Origin of the sequence: Pseudomonas sp. CFII64 (genome assembly GCF_000416235.1) — a bacterium.
In the GTDB taxonomy this organism is placed as follows: Bacteria; Pseudomonadota; Gammaproteobacteria; order Pseudomonadales; family Pseudomonadaceae; genus Aquipseudomonas.
In genome coordinates this window covers 87,772-108,772 of record NZ_ATLO01000017.1, presented here as the reverse complement: position 1 = coordinate 108,772, position 21,001 = coordinate 87,772, and the positions used below count along the sequence as shown (strand labels likewise).

Sequence of the window (21,001 nt, the reverse complement as noted above, 5' to 3'; positions counted from 1 at the left end):
AGCGCGCTTTAATCGAATTTTCGGGAGGTTTCATGCAGGCTGACTTTTGGCATCAACGTTGGGCCAGTGATCAGATCGGCTTTCACCAGCAACAAACCAATCCATACCTTGAGCGCTTCTGGCCGCCATTGGCGGTGGAGCAGGGCGCCGGTGTCCTGGTGCCACTCTGCGGTAAAAGCCTGGACGTTGGCTGGCTGGCGAAGCAAGGCTACAGCGTCAAAGGCGTCGAGTTGTCGGAAAAGGCCATTGTGGATTTTTTCAGTGAACATCAGTTACAGCCCGCGATTCGTCAGCAAGGCGCGTTCAAGGTTTACAGCGCTGGACCGGTGGAATTGTGGTGCGGCGATTTTTTCGCGCTGACGGCGGCCGATGTGGCGGATTGTCAGGCGCTTTACGATCGCGCGGCCTTGATCGCGTTGCCGCCCGCCATGCGCCAGCAATACGTCCAGCATCTCGGCGAGATATTGTCCGCGAACTGCAAGGGCCTGCTGATTACCCTGGATTATGAACAGTCGGAAGTCGAAGGCCCGCCGTTCTCGGTGCCTGACGAAGAGGTGCAGCGCCTGTTTGCATCGGGCTGGCAGCTGGAAACCCTGCAGACCTGCGATGTGCTGGGGGAAAGCTGGAAGTTCGTTCAGCGCGGCGGTAGCCGGCTTGACGAGCGGGTATATCAACTGGCGCGACGCTGACCTTGCGACAGCCCACAAAAAAGGGCGACTCGCGTCGCCCTTCATTCAAAGCTGTAACAGGTGCTATCAACCGCGACGGCGCAGCGCCTCGATACGTTCTTCCAGCGGCGGGTGGCTCATGAACAAACCAGCCAGGCCGTGTTTGAGGCCGCCATTGATACCGAAAGCCGTCAGGCTGTCCGGCATTTGCACCGGCACGCCCTGTTCGGAACGCAGACGCTGCAGGGCGCCGATCATGGCCGCAGTGCCCGCCAGACGTGCACCGGCTTCGTCAGCGCGGTATTCGCGTTTACGCGAGAACCACATGACGATGGCGCTGGCCAGAAAACCCAGGACGATCTCGGCAAAGATCGTGGTCACGTAGTACGCGATGCCCTGACCGTTCTCGGTCTTGAAAATCACCTTGTCGACGAAGTTGCCGATGATACGGGCGAAGAACATCACGAAGGTGTTCACCACGCCCTGCACCAGCGCCAGGGTAACCATGTCGCCGTTGGCAACGTGACCAATCTCGTGGGCCAGCACGGCTTTCACTTCATCAGGCGAAAAGCGTTCCAGCAAGCCCTGGCTGACTGCAACCAGTGCATCGTTCTTGTTCCAGCCGGTGGCGAAAGCATTGGCTTCGTAGGCTGGGAAAATCCCGACTTCCGGCATTTTGATGCCAGCGTCGCGGGACAGTTGTTCGACGGTCTGCACCAGCCATTGCTCATGCCGGGTGCGCGGCTGGGTGATGATCTGGGTGCCAGTGCTCATCTTCGCCATCCACTTGGAGATGAACAGCGAGAACAGCGAGCCGGCGAAACCGAATACCGCGCAGAAAACCAGCAGCTGATTGAGGTTCAGATCAACCCCATTGGCCGCCATGAACCCGTTGAAGCCGAACAGGCTCAGGGTGATGCTGGCTATCAGCACGACCGCCAGGTTAGTGGCCAAAAACAGCAAAATGCGCATCATGGTTTGGAAGTTCTCCTCGTGAAGAATATGTAACACGTTGCGGGGTATATAAGGGGATGCTTGCGGCTATTCAACCCGGCGACTATTTCAAACTGTGTCGTTTTGTCGGGTTGCGTCGCAATTGCGTCAAATCGCAAGGCTCCCGACCCAGAGCGGCGGGCACGGCAAGCTCATCGGCGAACGGGGATTTAATTTCATGGTCGCTGCTGACAGGTTGCCCGCCCGCCGTATTGCGGCCGCTCGGGCGCGCAATAATGGGGGCGGGAAGCGCTGTTACTGGCGATAGGTCTTGAGGAAATTGCCGATACGACCGATAGCCATGTCCAGCTCGTCGACGCGGGGCAGGGTGACCACGCGGAAGTGGTCCGGCCACGGCCAGTTGAACGCAGTGCCCTGAACGACCAGCAGCTTTTCCGACAGCAGGAGGTCAAGGACGAACTTCTCGTCGTTGTGGATCGGGCAGATTTTCGGGTCGATGCGCGGGAACGCATACAACGCGCCCATCGGCTTGACGCAACTGACGCCGGGAATGTCGTTGAGCAGTTCCCAGGTGCGATTGCGCTGTTCCAGCAGGCGACCGGGCGGAAGTATCAGGTCATTGATGCTCTGGTAGCCGCCAAGGGCCGTTTGAATGGCGTGCTGGCTCGGCACGTTGGCACACAGGCGCATGTTGGCCAGGATGTCGATGCCTTCGATGTAGCTCTGCGCGTTGTGCTTGGGACCGGAAATGGCGACCCAGCCGGAGCGGAAGCCGGCCACGCGATAGGATTTGGACAGGCCGTTGAACGTCAGGCACAGCAGGTCCGGTGCCAGGGATGCGGTGCAGATATGCACGGCGTCGTCGTAGAGGATCTTGTCGTAGATCTCGTCCGAGAACACCACCAGTTTGTGCTGGCGCGCCAGTTCCAGCATGCCCAGCAGGACTTCCTTGGAATACACCGCGCCGGTCGGGTTGTTCGGGTTGATGATCACCATGGCCTTGGTGTTCGGCGTGATCTTGGCCTTGATGTCCGCCAGATCCGGCCACCAGTTGGCCTGCTCGTCGCACAGGTAATGTACCGGGTTGCCGCCGGCCAGGCTGACAGCTGCGGTCCACAACGGATAATCCGGTGCCGGGATCAGCACTTCATCGCCGTTGTTGAGCAAGGCCTGCATCGACATCACGATCAGCTCGGACACGCCGTTGCCGAGGTAAATGTCCTCGATGCCAACGCCTTCGACCTGCTTCTGCTGGTAATACTGCATCACCGCCTTGCGGGCGCTGAACAGGCCTTTGGAATCGCTGTAGCCTTGCGCGGTCGGCAGGTTGCGGATCACGTCCTGCAGGATTTCCTCCGGCGCTTCGAAACCAAATGGCGCAGGGTTGCCGATGTTCAGCTTGAGGATGCGATGGCCTTCCTCTTCCAGGCGTTTGGCGTGCTTGAGCACTGGCCCGCGAATGTCATAACAGACGTTGGCGAGCTTGTTCGATTTGCTGACCTGCATGGTGATTGTTCCCGAAAATGGACGAGCCGCGATTGACTGATCACGTGGTTCGCCGGGTGTGACGCCGTGAAAAATGGGTTTGTATGCTTGAAACGCGGGTGACAGACTGGCGTCTAACGAAGGCGCAATCATACGTGCCACCCGATCTGTGGAGAAGATACAGATCGGGCTTTTTCAGTTGCGGAGGTGTACCCGTGGAAAAGTTGGACAAAACCCTCGAAGAGTGGCGAGCGATGCTTGACCCCGAGCAATACAACGTTTGTCGTCTCAAAGGTACCGAACGGCCGTTTTCCGGCAAGTACAACAGCACCAAAACCGATGGCGTCTACCATTGTGTGTGCTGTAACGAGCCGCTGTTCGATTCCACAACCAAGTTCGATTCCGGTTGCGGCTGGCCGAGCTTCTACGCGCCACTTGAAGGCAGTGCGGTGGTTGAAGTGCGGGATGTCAGCCACGGCATGATTCGCACCGAAGTGGTCTGCTCCAAATGCGATGCGCACCTGGGGCATGTGTTTCCGGACGGCCCGCCGCCAACCGGGCTGCGTTACTGCATCAACTCGGTTTGCCTGGATCTGGTCCCGCGCGACTGATTGCCTGGCTGCACTGCCTTATAGGCGCTCATCACGACCGAGAATTGAAGTGCGCGCCAATCAGTTGCGCGCTAACTTCAATCCCTGTTTCTATTCCGGAGCCACCGTCATGAGCGAAAACCTGCTGAGCATTCCCTGCACGACGATCAAGGGCGAGCAGAAAACCCTTGCCGATTTCGCCGGCAAGGCGGTGCTGGTGGTCAATACGGCCAGTAAATGCGGCTTTACTCCGCAGTACAAAGGGCTGGAAAAAATATGGCAGGACTACAAGGACCAGGGCCTGGTGGTGCTGGGCTTTCCGTGTAATCAGTTTGGCAAGCAGGAGCCGGGTAACGAGTCAGCAATCAGCGAGTTCTGCGAGCTGAATTTCGGCGTGACCTTCCCGCTGTTCAAGAAAATCGACGTCAACGGCAGCGACGCGCATCCCTTGTTCGTCCAGCTTAAGAAGCAGGCGCCAGGATTGCTGGGTTCCGAGCGTATAAAATGGAATTTCACCAAATTCCTGATTGGCAAGGACGGCAAGCTGGTGAAACGCTTTGCCCCGCTGACCAAACCGGAAGACCTGACGGGCGAAATCGAAGCGCTGCTCAAGTAATTCATCCGGTTTTATTGGCCGGTATCCACTGGTCCAGCAGGCTGATCAATTCAGCGCGGCGGAACGGCTTGGCCAGGTAATCGCTCATGCCCGCAGCCCGGCAGCGCTCCCGCTCCTCGGGCATGGCGTTGGCCGTGAGGGCAATGATCGGCAGTTGCGGCCAGCGACCGCTGCGGCGGATCTGGCGGCTCGCTTCGTAGCCGTCCATGACTGGCATGTTGCAGTCCATCAACACCAGATCGAACGTGTGCAATTCCAGTTGTTGCAGCGCTTGCGCGCCGTGGCTGCTGACGATGACCTCGCAACCCAACTTGCTCAACATGCCCTTGGCCACCAGTTGGTTGACCGGGTTGTCCTCCACCAACAGGATTCTCGCCGAGTGGCTGCCGCTCAACTCGACTGCTTGCAGTAGCTCGTCAGTCACTGTTTCGCCGTGTTGCATGACCCGACGCAGCGTCTGATACAGCGCGTTGCGGGCCAGTGGGCGGGCCTGTTGCTGCAAAGGTGCCAGGGCGCTGACCTGTTCGCTGGGCATGAAGTTGCCGTAGGCGGTGACCAGCAGGATCGGGATGTGCGTTGCCGGTCGCAGGCCGAACAGGCATTCAGGGCAATCAGTGATCAGCAGCGCAGGTTCGGCATCCAGGCCCGTGCAGACAATCTTGTCGTCAATCCCCCAGCGCTGGTATTCGATGCGCCAGGCCGGGAGCAGGTTGCCCAGCAATTCCACCAGTCCGCTTCCCGCAGCACTGATCACCACGACTCGGCCACGCAGCGCGGGCGGGGCGATGGCTGGCAGGTGAATGGGCAGCGGCAGATCGGCACAGAATTGGCTGCCCAGGCCTGATTGGGAATGAATACTCAAATGACCGGACATGGCTTCGCAGAGATTGTGCGTCAACGCCAGGCCCAGGCCGGTGCCGCCGAACTGTCGGGTGATGGCGGCTTCGGCCTGGGTGAAGGGCTGGAATATTCTCGCCTGGGCCTCTTGGGCAATGCCGATTCCGGTGTCGCAGACTTCGATGCGCACCCGGTTTTCACGGGTGTCGGTATCTTGGTAAGTGCTCAGACGCACGTCCACCCGGCCGAAGCGGGTGAATTTCAGGGCGTTGGAGAGCAAATTGCTGACGATCTGCCGAACCCGGGTCGGATCGCCCATGACCATGGCCGGAAAATCCGGATCGATCAGGCACGTCAGTTCAACACTGGGCGCGGCGTTTTGCGACAGCAGGTTGGCGGTATCCTCGACCAGCACGCCCAGATCGAACGGGATGCGTTCCATCTCCAGATGCCCGGCATTGAATTTGGACATGTCGAGGATATCGTTGAGCAACTCCACCAGCACTTTGCCCGAGTCATGGGCGATGGACAGCTGTTGGCGCTGTTCGGCATTCAGCGGGCTGTCCAGTGACAGGGCGAGCATGCCCAGCAGGCCATTGAGCGGGGTGCGGATTTCGTGGCTCATGTTGGCCAGGAACGCCGAGCGCGCATGGGCCATGTCCAGGGCGGTACTGCGGGCGATCTGCAATTCTTCGTTGGACTGGCTCAGCCGCGCATTGCTGGCCTTGAGCTCGATGGTGCGCGCCGACACGATGTCTTCCAGCTCATTCAGGTGCGCGGTGAGCCGGTCTTCGGCGTCGCGGCGGCGGGCGAATTCGTTGGCGACGTTTTCAAATTGCCGGTTGGCGGCCCGGACCAGCACGCCGATCTCGTCATTTTCATGTTTGGGCGGGCAGAGCACTTTGTTCGGTGTCGGGCTGTTGGGCTCGCGATTGGTCAGCGAGCCAATCACCCGTATCAGCGGTTTGGTCAGGGTCATGTAGAACAGCAGCATCATGATGCCGGCCAGGGCGAGGCTGCGGACGAACCCGGTAATCAGGGTGATTTCGGCGCGCTGGAGGAAGTGGCTGCCAAACGCGAAGGTGTCGACATTCAGGCGCAGGGTACCGATGGATTCGTTTGGTAAATGCGCAAGATTCAAGGCATCTTCGAACTGGCGGCTTTCCCCAAACAGAAAGTCGCTGACCACGCGATAGGGACTCTGGGCAAAAGGCCGCTCGACGCTGGACAGCACCATATTGTTGTTGTCGGTCAACCTGGCGCTGACCACTGCCGGGGATCGCAGCAGACCCAGGGTCAGCTCCTGAGCCAGTTCGGCGTCGATGTTGTAGGCAATGCGCGAGGCGGGGTTGTGGCTGATTTCCAGCAGGGAGCGAATTTCACGATCGATGGACGCATCTTCGCTGGCATAATCGAGGGTAATTTGTAACAGGCTCAGCAGCGTTCCCAGAATGAAGCCGACCAGGACGGTGAGTCGGGCCTGCTTGTACGAGAGCCGGTTAGTAAACGCTATATCCATAGGGGGCACTGCCACATCTCGTGTCCATCGCGGGGGCAAGCATAGCCGATCAGCCCTTGGCTTTATCAACAATCTAAGGAGATAACGTGGATTCTCGTTTGAATGCTTTTCTTGAGCGCGCCGACGCTGTTCTCGCACGCCTGGAGCCCTTGTTGCCTGCACCTCGGGAGGTCGTCGACTGGAACAGGTCGCTGGCGGCGCGCTGGGTTCGTGAAGGTCGCAGTGGCTACCTGATGCCGTTGGAAGTCAGCCTCGACATGCGCCTGTCGGACCTGATCGGGGTGGACCTGCAACGCGAGCAGCTGGGGCGCAACACCCGCCAGTTCATCGACGGCCTGCCCGCCAACCATGCGCTGCTCTGGGGTTCGCGCGGCACCGGCAAATCGTCGTTGATCCGTGCCTTGCTCGCCGAGTACGCGCAGGCCGGCCTGCGCCTGATCGAGATCGAACGCGATCACCTTGGGGATTTGCCTCGGGTTGTCGAGCAATTGCAAAAGTTGCCCCAGCGTTTCGTGCTGTTTTGCGATGACTTGTCCTTCGAGGCGGGTGAAAGTGATTACCGGGTGCTCAAAAGCGTGCTCGACGGTTCGCTGGAGCAGGCGCCGGACAACGTGCTGCTGTACGCCACGTCCAACCGCCGCCATCTGGTGCCGGAAAAAGAGAGCGACAACGCCAACTGGAAACACGTCGACGGCGAACTGCACCCCAGCGAAGCAGTGGAAGACAAGATCGCCTTGTCTGACCGCTTCGGCCTGTGGCTGTCGTTCTATCCGTTCACTCAGGAGCATTACCTGAATGTCGTCGAGCACTGGATCACCCAGCTGGCACTGGCCGCAGGCTTGTCCTGGCAGCGCGACGCGGAGCTGGACAAGCTGGCGATCCGCTGGGCAACCGGGCGTGGCAATCGTAACGGCCGTTGTGCCTATCAATTCGCCCGTTATTGGGTGGGCCTCAAATTGCTGGAGCAGCAACCATGATTGATCTACAAAACGCCGGCAGCGGCCTGGACGGCTATCGCTTGCTGGCCGCGCAGCTGGAATCACTGCTGGCTGACGAGCGCGACTTCATCGCCAACGCTGCGCAGTTTTCCGCGTTTCTTTACAGCCAGCTGGAAGACTTGAACTGGGCAGGCTTTTACCTGAACCGCGACGAAGAGCTGGTGCTGGGCCCGTTTCAGGGGCAAATCGCCTGTGTGCGAATTCCGTTCGGGCGCGGCGTGTGCGGCGCGGCGGCCCAGAGTCGGGAAACCCAGCGCGTGCAGGACGTGCACGAGTTTCCCGGCCACATTGCCTGCGACAGCGCGTCGAACAGCGAATTGGTGGTGCCGTTAATCAAGGAAGGGCGCCTGATTGGCGTTCTGGATCTGGACAGCCCGAGTGTCGGTCGTTTCTCGGAGCAGGATCAGCAAGGTATCGAGGAGTTGGTGCGGATTTTTCTGAGTGCTACTGACTGCTGACTCGGGTTTCGCGGGAGGGCGTTCTCCCGGCTAAAGCCGGTCCCACAGGTCGGTCTTCAATCAGTCGTAGATAACCTTTTTCTTCCATTCCGATTCGACATCGTCGGCTTTCAGGCCTTCGGTCAGGGCGTTGTCGTCGTCTTCGGTCGGGGCGATGTTGGTCAGGACCATGGAGTTGGCGCGCGCCAGTTGTTTTTCCATGGCCGCCAGGGCGGTCTGCCAGGTCACCGGGTCGGGCTGGTTGCGCAAGTACTGCACACCGCGTTCGAACGCCAGGCGTGCCTGACCTGGTTGATCCTGCGACAGAGCCGCCTGGCCAAGATTGTTGAAGAATTCAATGTGCAGCATGACCAGAATGTTGCGGATCTCGCGAATCCAGTGCTTGGCTTCGCTGGTCTGCAGGAAACCGTCATGTGCGGCGCGGGTGACCTGGCCGTGCAGTGCTTCTAATAGAAAGCGCACGTCCTTGGCCTTGGCTTCGGTCTGGATCGGGCTTACCGGGTTGGTGACGACGATTGCGTCGCCCTGGGCAACCAGGGCATTGAGTTCGCCGATCCGGGTCTTGACCTGATCGTTGCCTTTATCCAGCGCCTGCATACGCTGCATGACGTTGAGTTCCAGTCGCGTCATTAATAGCTTCAAGGCCGGGGAGACCAACTGACCCGGAAAAGTCTCTGCGATTTCAGAACAACGACGCAGACGATCACTCAGCTCAACTCGCGCCCGTGCTTTATCCAGCTTGGCGTTTTCGGCCACATGGTTCAGGTAGCCAATCGCGATCAGGAGTGCGATGCCAGCTACTACCATCAGTGTAATCATGAGTGGTGTCACCGCGCGAACCTCTATTTCTTCAAGTAATTAGGGCCGAGTGTAGTGGCTAAGCACTATTGCGCATAGATGTACTGGTCGGACTTTATTTATTCATGGCGTCATTAGGATGGCGCGTTCCCACGTGCGACATCTCCTTAAAGAACGGCGAAGTCGTTGATTTAGATAAATTTTCAGAATGGGGTTGACGACTTATCAATCCATCCATAGAATGCGCGCCACTTACAGCGTAAAGCACACAGCGAAACGCAAATAAGTAGTGAATGTTGTACGTGTGTCCCCTTCGTCTAGTGGCCTAGGACACCGCCCTTTCACGGCGGTAACAGGGGTTCGAGTCCCCTAGGGGACGCCATTGCGGGAATAGCTCAGTTGGTAGAGCACGACCTTGCCAAGGTCGGGGTCGCGAGTTCGAGTCTCGTTTCCCGCTCCATTTTTAAGCAGTCTGGCCTTCGGGCGAGATTGAGTGAAGCCAGAACCAAATCTTCGGATGCGGCTTTGGGCACTGGAATACACACCATGTGTTTCAGTTAGCGTGTCCCCTTCGTCTAGTGGCCTAGGACACCGCCCTTTCACGGCGGTAACAGGGGTTCGAGTCCCCTAGGGGACGCCATTGCGGGAATAGCTCAGTTGGTAGAGCACGACCTTGCCAAGGTCGGGGTCGCGAGTTCGAGTCTCGTTTCCCGCTCCATATTTACGAAAACGCCGCTCAATAGAGCGGCGTTTTTGTGTGCGCGCGTTTTGGATCCGTAGGACCGGCTTTAGCCGGGAGCGCGAAAGGTCGCACGCCGCAATTGCTGCGAATGTACCTGCCTGCTCCCGGCTGAAGCCGGTCCTACGGGATGTACCCAGGCTCCCAAGATTGCGCGATGACGATCAAGACGATATTCACGCCGGGCGTACGTTATTCCAGCTCAAGGCTCACATCCCGCATCAACAACCCAAACCGCAAATCCACCGCTTCCGGGATCGGCAGGTACACCGTATGCCCGTCTCCAGGCGCCACGCCGATCGCTTCGCCCTGGGTGTTCTGCAAGTACTCCAGGTCGAAGTGGAAGTTGCCGCGCGGCGTCATCAGTTCCAGGTTGTCGTCCAGGTTGAAGCGATTCTTGACCTTCACTTCGGCCAGGCCGTTGCGCCGTTCGCCGGTGAGTTCGCCGACAAACTGCTGCCGCTCTGATACCGAACTGCCGTTCTGGTAGTTCTGATACTCGTCATGCACATGCCGCCGCAGGAAGCCTTCGGTGTAGCCACGCTGGGCCAGGGATTCCAGGTCCGTCATCAGGCTGCGGTCGAACGCGCGACCGGCCACGGCGTCGTCGATGGCGCGGCGGTACACCTGAGTGGTCCGCGCGCAATAGAAGTGGGATTTGGTGCGGCCTTCGATTTTCAGCGAGTGCACGCCCATTTGTGTCAGGCGCTCCACATGCTGCACGGCGCGCAGGTCTTTGGAGTTCATGATGTAAGTGCCGTGCTCGTCCTCGAACGCCGGCATCAGTTCACCCGGTCGATTGGACTCCTGCAACAGAAACACCTGATCGGTCGGCGCGCCGTCGCCCAGGGTCGGCTGCGGCTGGAAGGTCTGCACGATATCGCCGAGCTGATTTTCTGTGGCCTGCTCCGCCGAATACTTCCAGCGACAGGCATTGGTGCAGCTGCCCTGATTGGCGTCGCGCTTGTTGATGTAGCCCGACAGCAGGCAACGCCCGGAGTAAGCCATGCACAACGCGCCGTGGACGAACACTTCAAGCTCCATGGCGGGCACGTGCTGGCGGATTTCGGCGATTTCCTCCAGCGACAGCTCGCGGGACAGAATGATCCGGCTCAAGCCTTGCTGCTGCCAGAACTCGACGCTGGCCCAATTCACCGTGTTGGCCTGCACCGACAAGTGGATCGGCATCTGCGGGAAATGGCGGCGCACCAGCATGATCAGGCCGGGATCGGACATGATCAGCGCGTCCGGCCCCATGGCAATCACCGGCTCCAGGTCCTTGAGAAAGGTCTTGAGCTTGGCGTTATGCGGCGCGATGTTGACCACCACGTAGAAACGCTTGCCCTGAGCCTGGGCTTCGCTGATGCCGATGGCCAGATTGGCGTGATCGAATTCGTTATTGCGTACGCGCAAGCTGTAGCGCGGCTGGCCAGCGTAGACCGCGTCGGCGCCGTAGGCGAAGGCATAGCGCATGTTTTTCAGGGTGCCGGCGGGGGCGAGCAGTTCGGGAGATGGCAGAGGCATGGGAAAGCTCGGTGGCAAAACCGCCGAGCATAGTCAGCTTGCCCGCAGGCTTCATTGATCTGCGTCTATGCGGGTTGAGCATCGGCGCCAGCCACGCGGCAAATGCACTTATATATAGCCGGATGCGTTGGAGATGCACCAAGCGGAGGCGAGTCGAGCGGGGTGCGCGGTGTCAGCCGAGGTCCGCGTCATGCGGGCGATAACCGGCCGAATCCCGCCCGAAGACTTTAAACCCGCCCTTGCCAGCAGGGCCGGTTGTTTCAAAATGCAAGCTGGCACACATTCTGCTTATCACTGATCAGGTCCACCGCATACGCAGTCGAGTGGACAGCCCCGTCGGTCAACGAAGATCGAGCAGCCAGCAGGCCGTGGGCAAGATGGGTGAATCGGGCACAGAGGCCGGATCGACACCACAAATGAACAGGCAAAGGCGCCTGGAACCGCAAGGTTTCAGGCGTTTTTTTTTGCTTTTTTATCCGTGATTGGCTTTGGCTGGGTGCTATCTATGAACTCCAATATTGCTCCTTTGGACTCGCTGCAAACCTTGATCGTGATCGGTAACGGCATGGTTGGACATCATTGTGTCGAACAGTTGATCGCCGGTGGCGCCCTGAACCACTACCAACTGCATGTGTTTGGTGAAGAGCAGATGCGTGCCTATGACCGGGTGCATCTGTCCGAGTATTTCTCCGGCCGGGATGCCGAGTCGCTGGCGCTTTCCGATATCTCGCTGTACCAGACGCCGGGCGTCACCCTGCATCTGGGCACGCAAGTGCTGGAGATCGATCGCGACGGCCAGCAGGTGATCACGGCCACCGGCAGTGTGTATTACGACAAGCTGGTCCTGGCCACTGGTTCCTACCCGTTCGTGCCGCCGATTGAAGGCGCTCACGGCGATTCGCGTCTGGTCTACCGCACCCTGGAAGACCTGGACGCCATCCGCGCCGCAGCCACCAATGCGATACGCGGCGTGGTGGTCGGCGGCGGTTTGTTGGGTCTGGAAGCGGCCAATGCCCTGAAAAGCCTGGGTCTGGAAGCCCATGTCGTGGAATTCGCGCCGCGCCTGATGCCGGTGCAGCTGGACGAGCAGGGCGGTATCGCCCTCAAGGACCGGATCGAGAAGCTCGGCGTCGGCGTGCATTTGTCGCGCGGCACCCAGTCGATCACCGCTGGCGAGGAGTACCGCTACCGGATGAACTTCGGCAACGATGAATTCCTCGAAACCGACCTGATCGTGTTCTCGGCCGGCATTCGCGCCCAGGATGCGCTGGCTCGCCAGTCCGGTCTGGAAGTCGGCCCGCGCGGCGGCGTGGTTATCGACAGCCAGTGCCAGAGCAGCGACCCGCACATCTACGCCATTGGTGAATGTGCTGCGTGGAATGGCAGCATCTTCGGTCTGGTGGCACCCGGTTACCAAATGGCCCGTGGCGTTGCCCAGTTGCTGTGCGGCACCGAAGGCGAGCCGTTCATGGGCGCCGACATGTCCACCAAGCTCAAGCTGCTCGGCGTGGACGTTGGCTCCATCGGCGATGCCCACGGGCATACGCCGGGTTCGCGCAGCTATCAATTCATCGATCAGACCACCGCCAGCTATCGACGCCTGGTGGTGGATGCCAGCGGCAAGCATGTCATCGGTGCCGTGCTGGTGGGTGACAACAGCTATTACGACACGCTGCTGCAATACATGCAGAACAACATCGTCCTGCCTAAAGAACCGGCCAGCCTGATTCTGCCTTCCTCCACAGGCGCGCCAACCCTGGGCCCGGCAGCGCTGCCCACAACCGCGACCATTTGTTCCTGCCACAACGTGAGCAAGGGCGCGATCTGTTCGGCCATCGATGGCGGCTGCTCCGATCTGGGCGGACTCAAGGCGCAGACCAAGGCCGCCACCGGCTGCGGCGGTTGCTCGGCGTTGCTGAAAACAGTCTTCGAGCACGAGCTGAGCGCCCGTGGCGTCAGTGTCGATAAAAGTCTGTGCGAACACTTCGCCTACACCCGCCAGGAGCTTTACGCGCTGGTTCGGGTCGAGGGTGTGTTGACCTTCGAAGAACTGCTCGCCAAGCATGGCCACGGGCATACCGGCTGTGACATCTGCAAGCCTGCGGTGGGTTCGATTCTCGCCTCCTGCTGGAACCAGCCGATCATGGACGCTTCCCTGGTGCCGCTGCAGGACACCAACGATACGTTCATGGCCAACATGCAGAAAAACGGCACTTATTCGGTCGTACCCCGTATTGCCGGGGGGGAAATCACCGCCGACAAGCTGATCGCCATCGGCGTGGTTGCCAAGAAATACGACCTGTACACCAAGATCACCGGCGGCCAGCGGATCGACCTGTTCGGCGCCCAGCTGCATGAGTTGCCGGACATCTGGTCCGAGCTGATCGCCGCCGGTTTTGAAACCGGGCATGCGTACGGCAAGTCCACCCGCACGGTGAAATCCTGTGTCGGCAGCACCTGGTGCCGTTACGGCGTTCAGGACAGCGTGAAAATGGCCCTGACCATCGAGGATCGTTACAAAGGCCTGCGTTCGCCGCACAAACTCAAGTTTGCGGTTTCCGGTTGCACCCGTGAGTGCGCCGAGGCGCAGAGCAAGGATGTCGGGGTGATCGCCACCGAGAAGGGCTGGAACCTGTACATCTCCGGCAACGGCGGCATGCGTCCGCGTCATGCGGAACTGTTTGCCACCGACCTGGACGATGAAACCCTGATCCGCTACATCGACCGTTTCCTGATGTTCTACATCCGCACCGCCGACAAGTTGCAGCGCACCTCGGTCTGGCGTGAAAGCCTGGAAGGCGGTCTGGATTACCTCAAGGACGTGATCATCCACGACAGCCTCGGCTTGGGTGCCGAGCTGGAAGCGCAGATGCAACTGGTGGTCGACCGCTACGAGTGCGAGTGGGCCAACACCCTGAACAGCCCGGAAAAACTCAAGCGCTTCCGCACCTTCGTCAATGATAAACGCGGCGATCCGGATATCCACTTCGTCAAGGAGCGCGGTCAACGCCGCCCGGCGACCGCCAGCGAACTCAACCTGATCCCTGTCACCGAGGAGGCACTCTCATGAGCCAGACAAATACCCACGAATGGCGCCCGGTGTGCGACAAGCAAGACCTGGTGCGCAACTCGGGCGTGGTGGTATGGCTGGACGGCGAGCAAGTCGCGCTGTTCTACCTGCCGGACGCCGAGGGCAAAAACCTCTACGCCGTGGATAATTGCGACCCGCAGTCGGGGGTCAACGTCATTGGTCGCGGGCTGATCGGCAACATCAAAGGCGAACTGGTGATTGCTTCGCCGCTGTACAAACAGCATTTCCGCCTGCACGACGGTGGTTGCCTGGAATACCCGGAACAGCGTCTGCGAGTCTGGCCGGTGCGCTTGAGTGGGCAGAACGTCGAGATCGCGGTGGATTGATGCGCACTGCAGCAGACATAAAACATTATGTAGGAGGGGACTTGTCCCCGAAAGACGGTCACTCAGATAGCGTTAACTTGTGAGTTTTCGTTGTCAGGACCATCGCATTCGGGGACAAGTCCCCTCCTACCGGTTCGTAGGCAGTCAGGGGCGCGAACGTGGCATGATTGGTAGCTATTTGCATATAAACCTATAATAAAAATGAATTTAGGGAATAACGCGGCAGCTGCTATGGTTTGCCGCGCGGCCCATTTCTGACTTCGGAACCGGGCCGATTCTCGGCTACCGTACACGCGGACCCGGACTTCATTCCTATGATCCGGCTCTGCATGAGCCTGTGGAGAGCCGTTTGTCCCTCACGTTCAGACTTCGCAAGAACAGCATTTTTCTCGCTCTGGCCCTGGCCATGACCACCTCGCTGGCGGTTCAGGCCAGTGACCTGATTGTCGGCGATCAAAGCTACAGCGCCCGCACCGTGATGGAAGCGGCCGGGGTGCTCAAGGATTTGCCTTACAGCCTGGAATGGAAACAATTCACCGCCGGTTCGCCCGTGGCCGAGGCGTTGAACGTGGGCAGCCTGGACGTCGGTCTGCTGGGCGATGCGCCGGCGTTGTTCATGGGCGCGCTGGGTGCGCCGATCAAAGTGATCGGTGTGTCCCGGCAAAACCTGGATGGCGTGGCAATCGTCGTGGCCAAGGATTCCCCGATCAAGACCGTCGCCGATCTGGCCGGCAAGAAAGTCGCGATCTGGAAAGGCTCGTTCAGCCAGCAACTGATGCTGACCGCGCTGGATCGCGCCGGCGTGCCTCGTGATGCAGTGGACTACCGCTACCTCAGCGCCCTGGATTCTTCCCATGCTCTGGATGGCGGTTCCGTGGACGCCATCGCCACGTGGGACCCTTACGTGACGCAACAGGAGCGTCAGGGCGCACGGGTCATCGCTACTGCCAAAGGCCTGATTCCGGCCCAGAGTTTCATCGTCGCCAACGAACGGGCGATCAAGGACAAGCGCGCCCAGATCAGCGATTTCCTCCAGCGCCTGCAGGCTGCCCGGGCGTGGTCGGTGAGCAGCGCGCAAAACACCGACACCTACGCCAATGCCTGGTCGGCCTTGACCAAGGCGGATGCCGAAGTCGCCCGACGCTGGTTCGAACGCTCGCAGATCGTGGTGGTGCCAATCACGGCCCAGGTCATTGCCGAAGCGCAACAGACCATCGATTTTTTCAACGGTGCGGGGCTGACTAAATCCTATCCGGCAGGCAATGTGTTCGATGACTCGTTCAATGCGGCCTTGAAGAGCGAAGCTGCGGCTCAGGTCTCGCGTTGATTGATTAAGCGTTCACTGTTTTCAGGAGACCTGCGCCATGAGTTTTACCTCGCTGCATTGGGGGGCGTATCGCCCGCAGGTCGTCGACGGCAAGCTTGAGGCATTGCTGCCTGTGGAGTGGGATCGCGACCCTTCGCCGATCGGTGATTCGGTCGCTGCTGCGCTGACCTCGCCGACCCGCATCATGCGTCCCGCCGTGCGCCGCAGCTTCCTGGAAGGATCAGGTGGCAGCCCTGAACTGCGTGGCCAGGAGCCTTTTGTCGAAGTCAGCTGGGAAGTGGCGCTGGATCTGGTGGCCAAAGAGCTGCAACGGGTCAAGTCCGCCCACGGCAATCAGGCGATTTTCGGTGGCAGTTACGGTTGGGGCAGCGCTGGACGCTTCCACCACGCGCAAAGCCAGCTGCATCGTTTCCTCAATGGCTTTGGTGGTTACGTCGCCAGCGTCGACAGTTACAGCCTGGGTGCCGGACGGGTGTTGATGCCGCACATCGTCGGCAATATGGACTGGCTGCTGGCCGCGCACACCTCGTGGAAGAATCTCGCCCAGCATTGCGAACTGTTCGTCGCCTTTGGTGGCCTGCCGGCGAAAAACGCCCAGACCAGCCCCGGTGGCGCCAGTGATCACCTGCTCGCCAGCGCCCTGGACGATATGTCCAAAGCAGGCGTGCAGTTCGTCAATGTCAGCCCGCTGCGCGACGACTTGAAAGGCCCGCAACAGATTGAATGGTTGCCCGTTCGCCCTGGCAGCGACACGGCGCTGATGATGGCGTTGTCCTACGTACTGATCAGCGAAGGCTTGCATGACGAAGTTTTCGTTCAGCGCTACACCGTCGGCTATGAACGCTTCCGCGATTATCTGCTGGGTTTGACGGATGGCCAGGCGAAAACAGCGGAATGGGCCGAAGCGCTCACCGACATTCCCGCCGCGCAGATCACTGAACTGGCGCGGCGCATGGCCAGCAAACGCACCATGATCAACATTGCCTATTCGTTGCAGCGGGCGGTGCATGGCGAGCAGCCGTTCTGGATGACCGTGACCTTGGCCGCCTTGCTTGGCCAGATCGGTTTGCCGGGCGCTGGTTTTGGGGTGGGTTACGGCTGCATGAACAACACCGGCAGCGGCCGCAAGGCGTTTTCCGGGCCGCGATTTTCCCAAGGCGCGAACCCCATCAAGGATTTCATTCCGGTGGCCCGGGTCGTTGACATGCTGCTCAACCCCGGCGCGGCGTTCGACTACAACGGCCAGCAACGCCAGTACCCGGATATTCGTCTGGTGTACTGGGCGGGCGGTAATATTTTTCACCACCACCAGGACCTCAATCGCCTGCTGCACGCCTGGCAAAAGCCGGAAACCATTATCGTCCATGAACAGTTCTGGACCGCTCAGGCCAAGTACGCCGACATCGTGTTGCCAGCCACCACGGCGCTGGAACGCAACGACATTGGCAGTTCGGCGTCGGATCGCTTCATGATTGCCATGCAGCAGGCCATCGAGCCGGTGGGCGAATCCCGTGACGATTATTCGATCTTTGCCGAAGTGGCACGGCGTCTTGGTTTTGCCGACACCTTCACTGAAGGTCGCGATGCGGCTGGCTGGCTGCGTTTCATTTATGAAGAGTCGCGAGGCAGGGCGCAGGATTTTGGCGTGGAGTTGCCTGATTACGATCAGTTCTGGCGTGATGGGTTGTTCGAGGTTGCCTACCCCGAAACCGATACGGTATTGCTCAAACCCTTTCGCGATGATCCCGCAACCAACCCCCTGCCAACGCCATCGGGCAAGATCGAGATTTACTCTGAGCGCATCGCCGGATTTGGCTATGTTGATTGTCCCGGACATCCGGTGTGGCTGGGCCAGACAGAGCAGGCCTTTCCTTTGCATCTGCTGTCCAACCAGCCCAAGACCCGCTTGCACAGCCAATACGATCATGGCTCATACAGCCGCGCCTCGAAAATCCAGCAGCGCGAGCCGCTGACCCTGAACCGCGAGGACGCTTTGGCGCGGGGCGTTGCTGACGGAGATGTGGTCAAGGTCTTCAATGCGCGCGGGGCGTTTCTTGCGGGGGTGATCGTCTCGGATAATATCCGGCCCGGCGTGGTGCAGATCGCCACGGGTGCCTGGTTCGACCCGTTGGTGCACGGGCAGGCCAACAGCCTGGAGAAACATGGCAACCCCAATGTGGTGACCACGGATATCGGCTCATCGAGCCTGTCCCAGGGCTGCGCGGCGCAAACGGCGTCGGTGGAGATTGTGAAGTGGAGCGAGGCGCTGCCGCCGATTACGGCGTTTGAGCCGCCGCAGATGGTGTGAAAGATCAGTGCCGGTAGGAGGGGACTTGTCCCCGATTGAGGCGAAGCTGCGGCAGTGAACGTTGGCACCATTCACTGCATCCGTCGTCAGAAACACCGCTTCCCGGACAAGTCCGGTCCTACCCGATTACTGTTGAGCCCGTTGCGCAAACACCGCCTTGCCCACGCCAATCAAGGTCACGTCATTCTGCGGCGTGTGAATGCGCGCGCAGAGTACGTTGCGAAGGTGGCGTTGCAGGGGATTGCTGCGCGACAGGCCGGGGTTGCCGGACGCTTCGATGGCCAGTTCCACGGCGCGAATCGCGTTGGTGGTGACCAGGTATTTGATCTGCGCTGCATGCACGGCCGGGGTCAGGCCTTGAGCAGCGGATTGCAGCAGGTTGTGATTGTTGAACAGCAAAGTGTCGATCTGCCCGACCACTTCCTGAAAACGCGGCAAGGTCGAAAGCGCCGCGCCCAGATTGGAGGGCTTGCGCTGTTCCAGCCATTGCACGAACCATTCCCGTGCCGAGCGGGCCACGCCGTCGTAGACCGACGACAGCAGCACCGACATCCACAGCATGCCCGATGGGTCCAGTTCCGCCTGCGGCGCGCTCCATGGGCTGACGCTGACGGCGTGTTCCAGCGGCACCAGCACGTCTTCGAAAATCACTTCATGGCTGCACGTCGCGCGCATGCCCAGGTGATCCCAGTCCTCGACGATGCGAATCCCCGGCGTGTCCTTGTGCACCAGCCAGGCGCCCACCAGCGGATCAGCGTCATCGCTGCGCGCCCAGACATTGAACCAGGTCAGGCCGTGGCTGCCGGTGGAGTAGATCTTGCTGCCGCTGATCCGCCAGCCTTCAGCAGTGCGGCGGGCCGTGGTGGCAGGCAGACCGCCACGGGCCGGCGTGCCGAGGTCGGGTTCGACCCGCAGCGAGTTAATCAGCGCGCCTTCCTGCACGGCTTGCTGCGCCACTTGCACGCGTAAATGCGCAGGCCAGCTTTTGCTGTCCTGCAGGCGCGCGTGCTGGATGTATTGCATGACCAGAATCAGCGCGGTGGAAGGCTCGCCCTGAGCCACGGCGCTGATGGTTTGTTGTGCTTGCAGCAGATCGGCACCGCCGCCGCCCAGCTCGGTGGGGACGGTCAGGCCCAGCAGGCCGTGCTCGTGCAACAGGCGGAAATTGGCGTGGGGGAATTCACCGCTGGCGTCATAGCGCTCGGCTGATTCAGCCAGCAGCGCGGTGATGGTCGTCAGTCTGGCGGCGAACGCTTCGGCGGACTCGATGCCGGCAGGACGCACGACAACGGGGCGAAGGGGGGATGCGGTCATTGATGTTTATCCTTTTTACAATCTGTTGGAGCGAGCGGGCAGCGCTCCAACAGTCCGATAATGTCAGGCCAGCTCTGGCTGATGCTGCTCAACCGACGCGTCCTGCTGCGCATTGCGATTGACCGGCACTTGCAGGCCGAAATGCTCGCGCAGCGTCGAACCACTGTAGTCGCTGCGGAACAAGCCTCGTTCCTGCAAGACCGGGACCACCAGCTTGGCGAAGTATTGCAGGCCATCCGGCAATAGCGAATTGATGATGAAACCATCGGCCGCTTCTTGTTCAAACCAGGTCTGGATCGCGTCAGCCACCTGATTCGGGGTGCCGACGAATTCACGTCGCGGCCGGGAGAAATGCAGCGCGACTTCACGCAGGGTCAAGCCTTCATCTTTGGCCAGTTGCTTGATCCGGTCCGAGCCGCCTTTCTGGCTGTTGGAACCCAGATCGCCCAGCTCGGGGAAGGGCGCGTCCAGCGGGTATTGGCTGAAGTCGTGGTCGTTGAACGGGCGACCTAGCGCGACGATGGCGTCTTCAATGCTCACCAGCTCCACGGCCTGCTGATAACGGCTTTCCACCTCCGCATCATCGCGACCGACGATAGGGCGGATGCCCGGCAATATCGACAAGTCCAGCGGGTTGCGACCAAAGCCCACAGCGCGTTTCTTCAAGTCCCGATAGTAAGCCTGGCTTTCTTCCAGCGTCTCGGCGTGGACAAAGATCGCATCGGAATATTCGGCAGCGAAGTTACGACCGTCTTCGGAGGTGCCCGCCTGGAAAATCAGCGGCTGGCCCTGTTTGGAACGGGCGATGTTCAGCGGGCCCTTGACCGAAAAGAACTCGCCCTGGTGATTGAGTGCGTGCAGCTTGCCGGGGGTGAAGAACTCGCCGGTCTGCTTGTTGCGGGCAAAGGCGTCGTCTTCCCAGGAATCCCACAGGCCTTTGACCACCGACACGTGTTCTTTGGCAATGCGATAACGCACCGCGTGGGGCGGGTGTTCTGCCTTGCTGAAGTTGTCGGCAGTGCCGCTGAGCCACGAGGTGACGACGTTCCAGCCGGCCCGGCCGCCACTGATGTGGTCCAGGGAAGAAATCTGCCGGGCGACCTGGAAGGGTTCGGTGTAGCTGACCGTAACCGTGGCCACCAGACCGATGTGCTCGGTGGTTGCTGCCAGCGCCGAAAGAATGGTCAGCGGCTCGAAACGGTTGAGGTAATGCGGACTGGATTTTTCATGAATGTGCAGGCTGTCGGCGATGAACACGAAATCGAATTTCGCCGCTTCGGCCAATTGCGCCTGCTGCTTGTAGAAGCCGAAATTGACGCTGGCATCGGCCAGTGCATTCGGGTGGCGCCATTCGCCCCAGCCGTGACCGACGCCATGCACCATGGCGCCGAATTTCAATTGTCTTTGCTTGCTCATGAGCGTGCTCTCCGGAATCGAATTGAGTGAACA

16 protein-coding genes and 4 tRNA genes are annotated in these 21,001 nt (G+C 60.0%); 13 read left to right on the top strand and 7 right to left on the bottom strand.

Features of this window, described 5'->3' with window-relative positions; translation table 11 throughout:
* The first annotated feature begins 32 nt into the window (after positions 1-32).
* Complete coding sequence (locus CFII64_RS09750) at positions 33-689, top strand: thiopurine S-methyltransferase (protein WP_020290616.1); 657 nt, start codon at positions 33-35, stop codon at positions 687-689.
* Positions 690-755: 66 nt separating this feature from the next.
* On the opposite strand, the gene htpX is transcribed toward CFII64_RS09750, so the two are convergent.
* A complete protein-coding gene (gene htpX / locus CFII64_RS09745) occupies positions 756-1,643 on the bottom strand; it encodes a protease HtpX (RefSeq protein WP_020290615.1) in 888 nt (295 codons plus the stop codon).
* A 273-nt stretch (positions 1,644-1,916) separates the two neighbouring features.
* Positions 1,917-3,128, bottom strand: a complete 1,212-nt coding sequence (locus CFII64_RS09740) for a pyridoxal phosphate-dependent aminotransferase (RefSeq protein WP_020290614.1) — start codon at positions 3,126-3,128, stop codon at positions 1,917-1,919.
* Positions 3,129-3,322: 194 nt separating this feature from the next.
* Between CFII64_RS09740 and msrB the strand changes: the two genes are divergently transcribed.
* On the top strand, positions 3,323-3,718 hold the full coding sequence (gene msrB, locus CFII64_RS09735) for a peptide-methionine (R)-S-oxide reductase MsrB (protein ID WP_020290613.1): 396 nt from the start codon (positions 3,323-3,325) through the stop codon (positions 3,716-3,718).
* A gap of 109 nt (positions 3,719-3,827) precedes the next feature.
* Positions 3,828-4,313: a glutathione peroxidase gene (locus CFII64_RS09730; protein ID WP_020290612.1), complete on the top strand. Its 486-nt coding sequence runs from the start codon at positions 3,828-3,830 to the stop codon at positions 4,311-4,313.
* Between the two features lies 1 nt (position 4,314).
* Here the strand turns inward: CFII64_RS09730 and CFII64_RS09725 are convergent, their stop codons facing one another.
* On the bottom strand, positions 4,315-6,669 hold the full coding sequence (locus CFII64_RS09725) for a response regulator (RefSeq protein WP_020290611.1): 2,355 nt from the start codon (positions 6,667-6,669) through the stop codon (positions 4,315-4,317).
* A gap of 86 nt (positions 6,670-6,755) precedes the next feature.
* Here CFII64_RS09725 and CFII64_RS09720 point away from each other — a divergent pair, with 86 nt between their 5' ends.
* A complete protein-coding gene (locus CFII64_RS09720) occupies positions 6,756-7,646 on the top strand; it encodes an ATP-binding protein (RefSeq protein WP_020290610.1) in 891 nt (296 codons plus the stop codon).
* Entirely contained in the window at positions 7,643-8,125 is a 483-nt protein-coding gene (locus CFII64_RS09715; RefSeq protein WP_020290609.1) for a GAF domain-containing protein, read from the top strand. The genes CFII64_RS09720 and CFII64_RS09715 overlap by 4 nt, the downstream gene beginning before the upstream one ends.
* Before the next feature lie 60 nt (positions 8,126-8,185).
* Here the strand turns inward: CFII64_RS09715 and CFII64_RS09710 are convergent, their stop codons facing one another.
* The gene (locus CFII64_RS09710; protein WP_052026606.1) at positions 8,186-8,944 is read right to left on the bottom strand and encodes a hypothetical protein; all 759 of its coding nucleotides are present in this window, start codon (positions 8,942-8,944) and stop codon (positions 8,186-8,188) included.
* Between the two features lie 285 nt (positions 8,945-9,229).
* Here CFII64_RS09710 and CFII64_RS09705 point away from each other — a divergent pair.
* From CFII64_RS09705 to CFII64_RS09690, 4 genes are all read left to right on the top strand, one after another.
* Positions 9,230-9,305, top strand: a tRNA-Glu gene (locus CFII64_RS09705).
* Between the two features lie 2 nt (positions 9,306-9,307).
* Positions 9,308-9,383, top strand: a tRNA-Gly gene (locus CFII64_RS09700).
* A gap of 104 nt (positions 9,384-9,487) precedes the next feature.
* A tRNA-Glu gene (locus CFII64_RS09695) sits at positions 9,488-9,563 on the top strand.
* Positions 9,564-9,565: 2 nt separating this feature from the next.
* Positions 9,566-9,641: transfer RNA gene (locus CFII64_RS09690), tRNA-Gly, on the top strand.
* A 213-nt stretch (positions 9,642-9,854) separates the two neighbouring features.
* Here the strand turns inward: CFII64_RS09690 and yegQ are convergent.
* Positions 9,855-11,186: a tRNA 5-hydroxyuridine modification protein YegQ gene (yegQ, locus tag CFII64_RS09685; RefSeq protein WP_020290607.1), complete on the bottom strand. Its 1,332-nt coding sequence runs from the start codon at positions 11,184-11,186 to the stop codon at positions 9,855-9,857.
* Positions 11,187-11,691: 505 nt separating this feature from the next.
* On the opposite strand from yegQ, the gene nirB reads away from it, so the two are divergent.
* The 4 genes from nirB (at position 11,692) to CFII64_RS09665 (ending at position 18,238) form a co-directional block, all read left to right on the top strand.
* On the top strand, positions 11,692-14,256 hold the full coding sequence (gene nirB / locus CFII64_RS09680) for a nitrite reductase large subunit NirB (RefSeq protein WP_020290606.1): 2,565 nt from the start codon (positions 11,692-11,694) through the stop codon (positions 14,254-14,256).
* Positions 14,253-14,603 carry a nitrite reductase small subunit NirD gene (gene nirD, locus CFII64_RS09675; protein WP_020290605.1) on the top strand — a complete coding sequence of 117 codons (351 nt, stop codon included), beginning with the start codon at positions 14,253-14,255 and terminating at the stop codon, positions 14,601-14,603. Before nirB ends, nirD begins: the two co-directional genes overlap by 4 nt.
* A 406-nt stretch (positions 14,604-15,009) precedes the next feature.
* Positions 15,010-15,930 carry an ABC transporter substrate-binding protein gene (locus CFII64_RS09670; RefSeq protein WP_044901279.1) on the top strand — a complete coding sequence of 307 codons (921 nt, stop codon included), beginning with the start codon at positions 15,010-15,012 and terminating at the stop codon, positions 15,928-15,930.
* Positions 15,931-15,967: 37 nt separating this feature from the next.
* Positions 15,968-18,238, top strand: a complete 2,271-nt coding sequence (locus tag CFII64_RS09665; protein WP_020290603.1) for a molybdopterin guanine dinucleotide-containing S/N-oxide reductase — start codon at positions 15,968-15,970, stop codon at positions 18,236-18,238.
* Between the two features lie 126 nt (positions 18,239-18,364).
* On the opposite strand, the gene CFII64_RS09660 is transcribed toward CFII64_RS09665, so the two are convergent.
* Positions 18,365-19,552, bottom strand: a complete 1,188-nt coding sequence (locus tag CFII64_RS09660) for an acyl-CoA dehydrogenase family protein (RefSeq protein ID WP_020290602.1) — start codon at positions 19,550-19,552, stop codon at positions 18,365-18,367.
* A 63-nt stretch (positions 19,553-19,615) separates the two neighbouring features.
* A complete protein-coding gene (locus tag CFII64_RS09655) occupies positions 19,616-20,968 on the bottom strand; it encodes an LLM class flavin-dependent oxidoreductase (protein WP_020290601.1) in 1,353 nt (450 codons plus the stop codon).
* Positions 20,969-21,001: the final 33 nt, after the last annotated feature.

Coding starts and splice junctions, on each gene's coding strand:
- CFII64_RS09750 (WP_020290616.1), top strand. CDS start 33: ATGCAGGCTGACTTTTGGCATCAACGTTGGGCCAGTGATCAGATCGGC.
- htpX (WP_020290615.1), bottom strand. CDS start 1,643: ATGATGCGCATTTTGCTGTTTTTGGCCACTAACCTGGCGGTCGTGCTG.
- CFII64_RS09740 (WP_020290614.1), bottom strand. CDS start 3,128: ATGCAGGTCAGCAAATCGAACAAGCTCGCCAACGTCTGTTATGACATT.
- CFII64_RS09730 (WP_020290612.1), top strand. CDS start 3,828: ATGAGCGAAAACCTGCTGAGCATTCCCTGCACGACGATCAAGGGCGAG.
- CFII64_RS09725 (WP_020290611.1), bottom strand. CDS start 6,669: ATGGATATAGCGTTTACTAACCGGCTCTCGTACAAGCAGGCCCGACTC.
- CFII64_RS09715 (WP_020290609.1), top strand. CDS start 7,643: ATGATTGATCTACAAAACGCCGGCAGCGGCCTGGACGGCTATCGCTTG.
- CFII64_RS09710 (WP_052026606.1), bottom strand. CDS start 8,944: ATGATTACACTGATGGTAGTAGCTGGCATCGCACTCCTGATCGCGATT.
- yegQ (WP_020290607.1), bottom strand. CDS start 11,186: ATGCCTCTGCCATCTCCCGAACTGCTCGCCCCCGCCGGCACCCTGAAA.
- nirB (WP_020290606.1), top strand. CDS start 11,692: ATGAACTCCAATATTGCTCCTTTGGACTCGCTGCAAACCTTGATCGTG.
- nirD (WP_020290605.1), top strand. CDS start 14,253: ATGAGCCAGACAAATACCCACGAATGGCGCCCGGTGTGCGACAAGCAA.
- CFII64_RS09670 (WP_044901279.1), top strand. CDS start 15,010: ATGACCACCTCGCTGGCGGTTCAGGCCAGTGACCTGATTGTCGGCGAT.
- CFII64_RS09665 (WP_020290603.1), top strand. CDS start 15,968: ATGAGTTTTACCTCGCTGCATTGGGGGGCGTATCGCCCGCAGGTCGTC.
- CFII64_RS09660 (WP_020290602.1), bottom strand. CDS start 19,552: ATGACCGCATCCCCCCTTCGCCCCGTTGTCGTGCGTCCTGCCGGCATC.
- CFII64_RS09655 (WP_020290601.1), bottom strand. CDS start 20,968: ATGAGCAAGCAAAGACAATTGAAATTCGGCGCCATGGTGCATGGCGTC.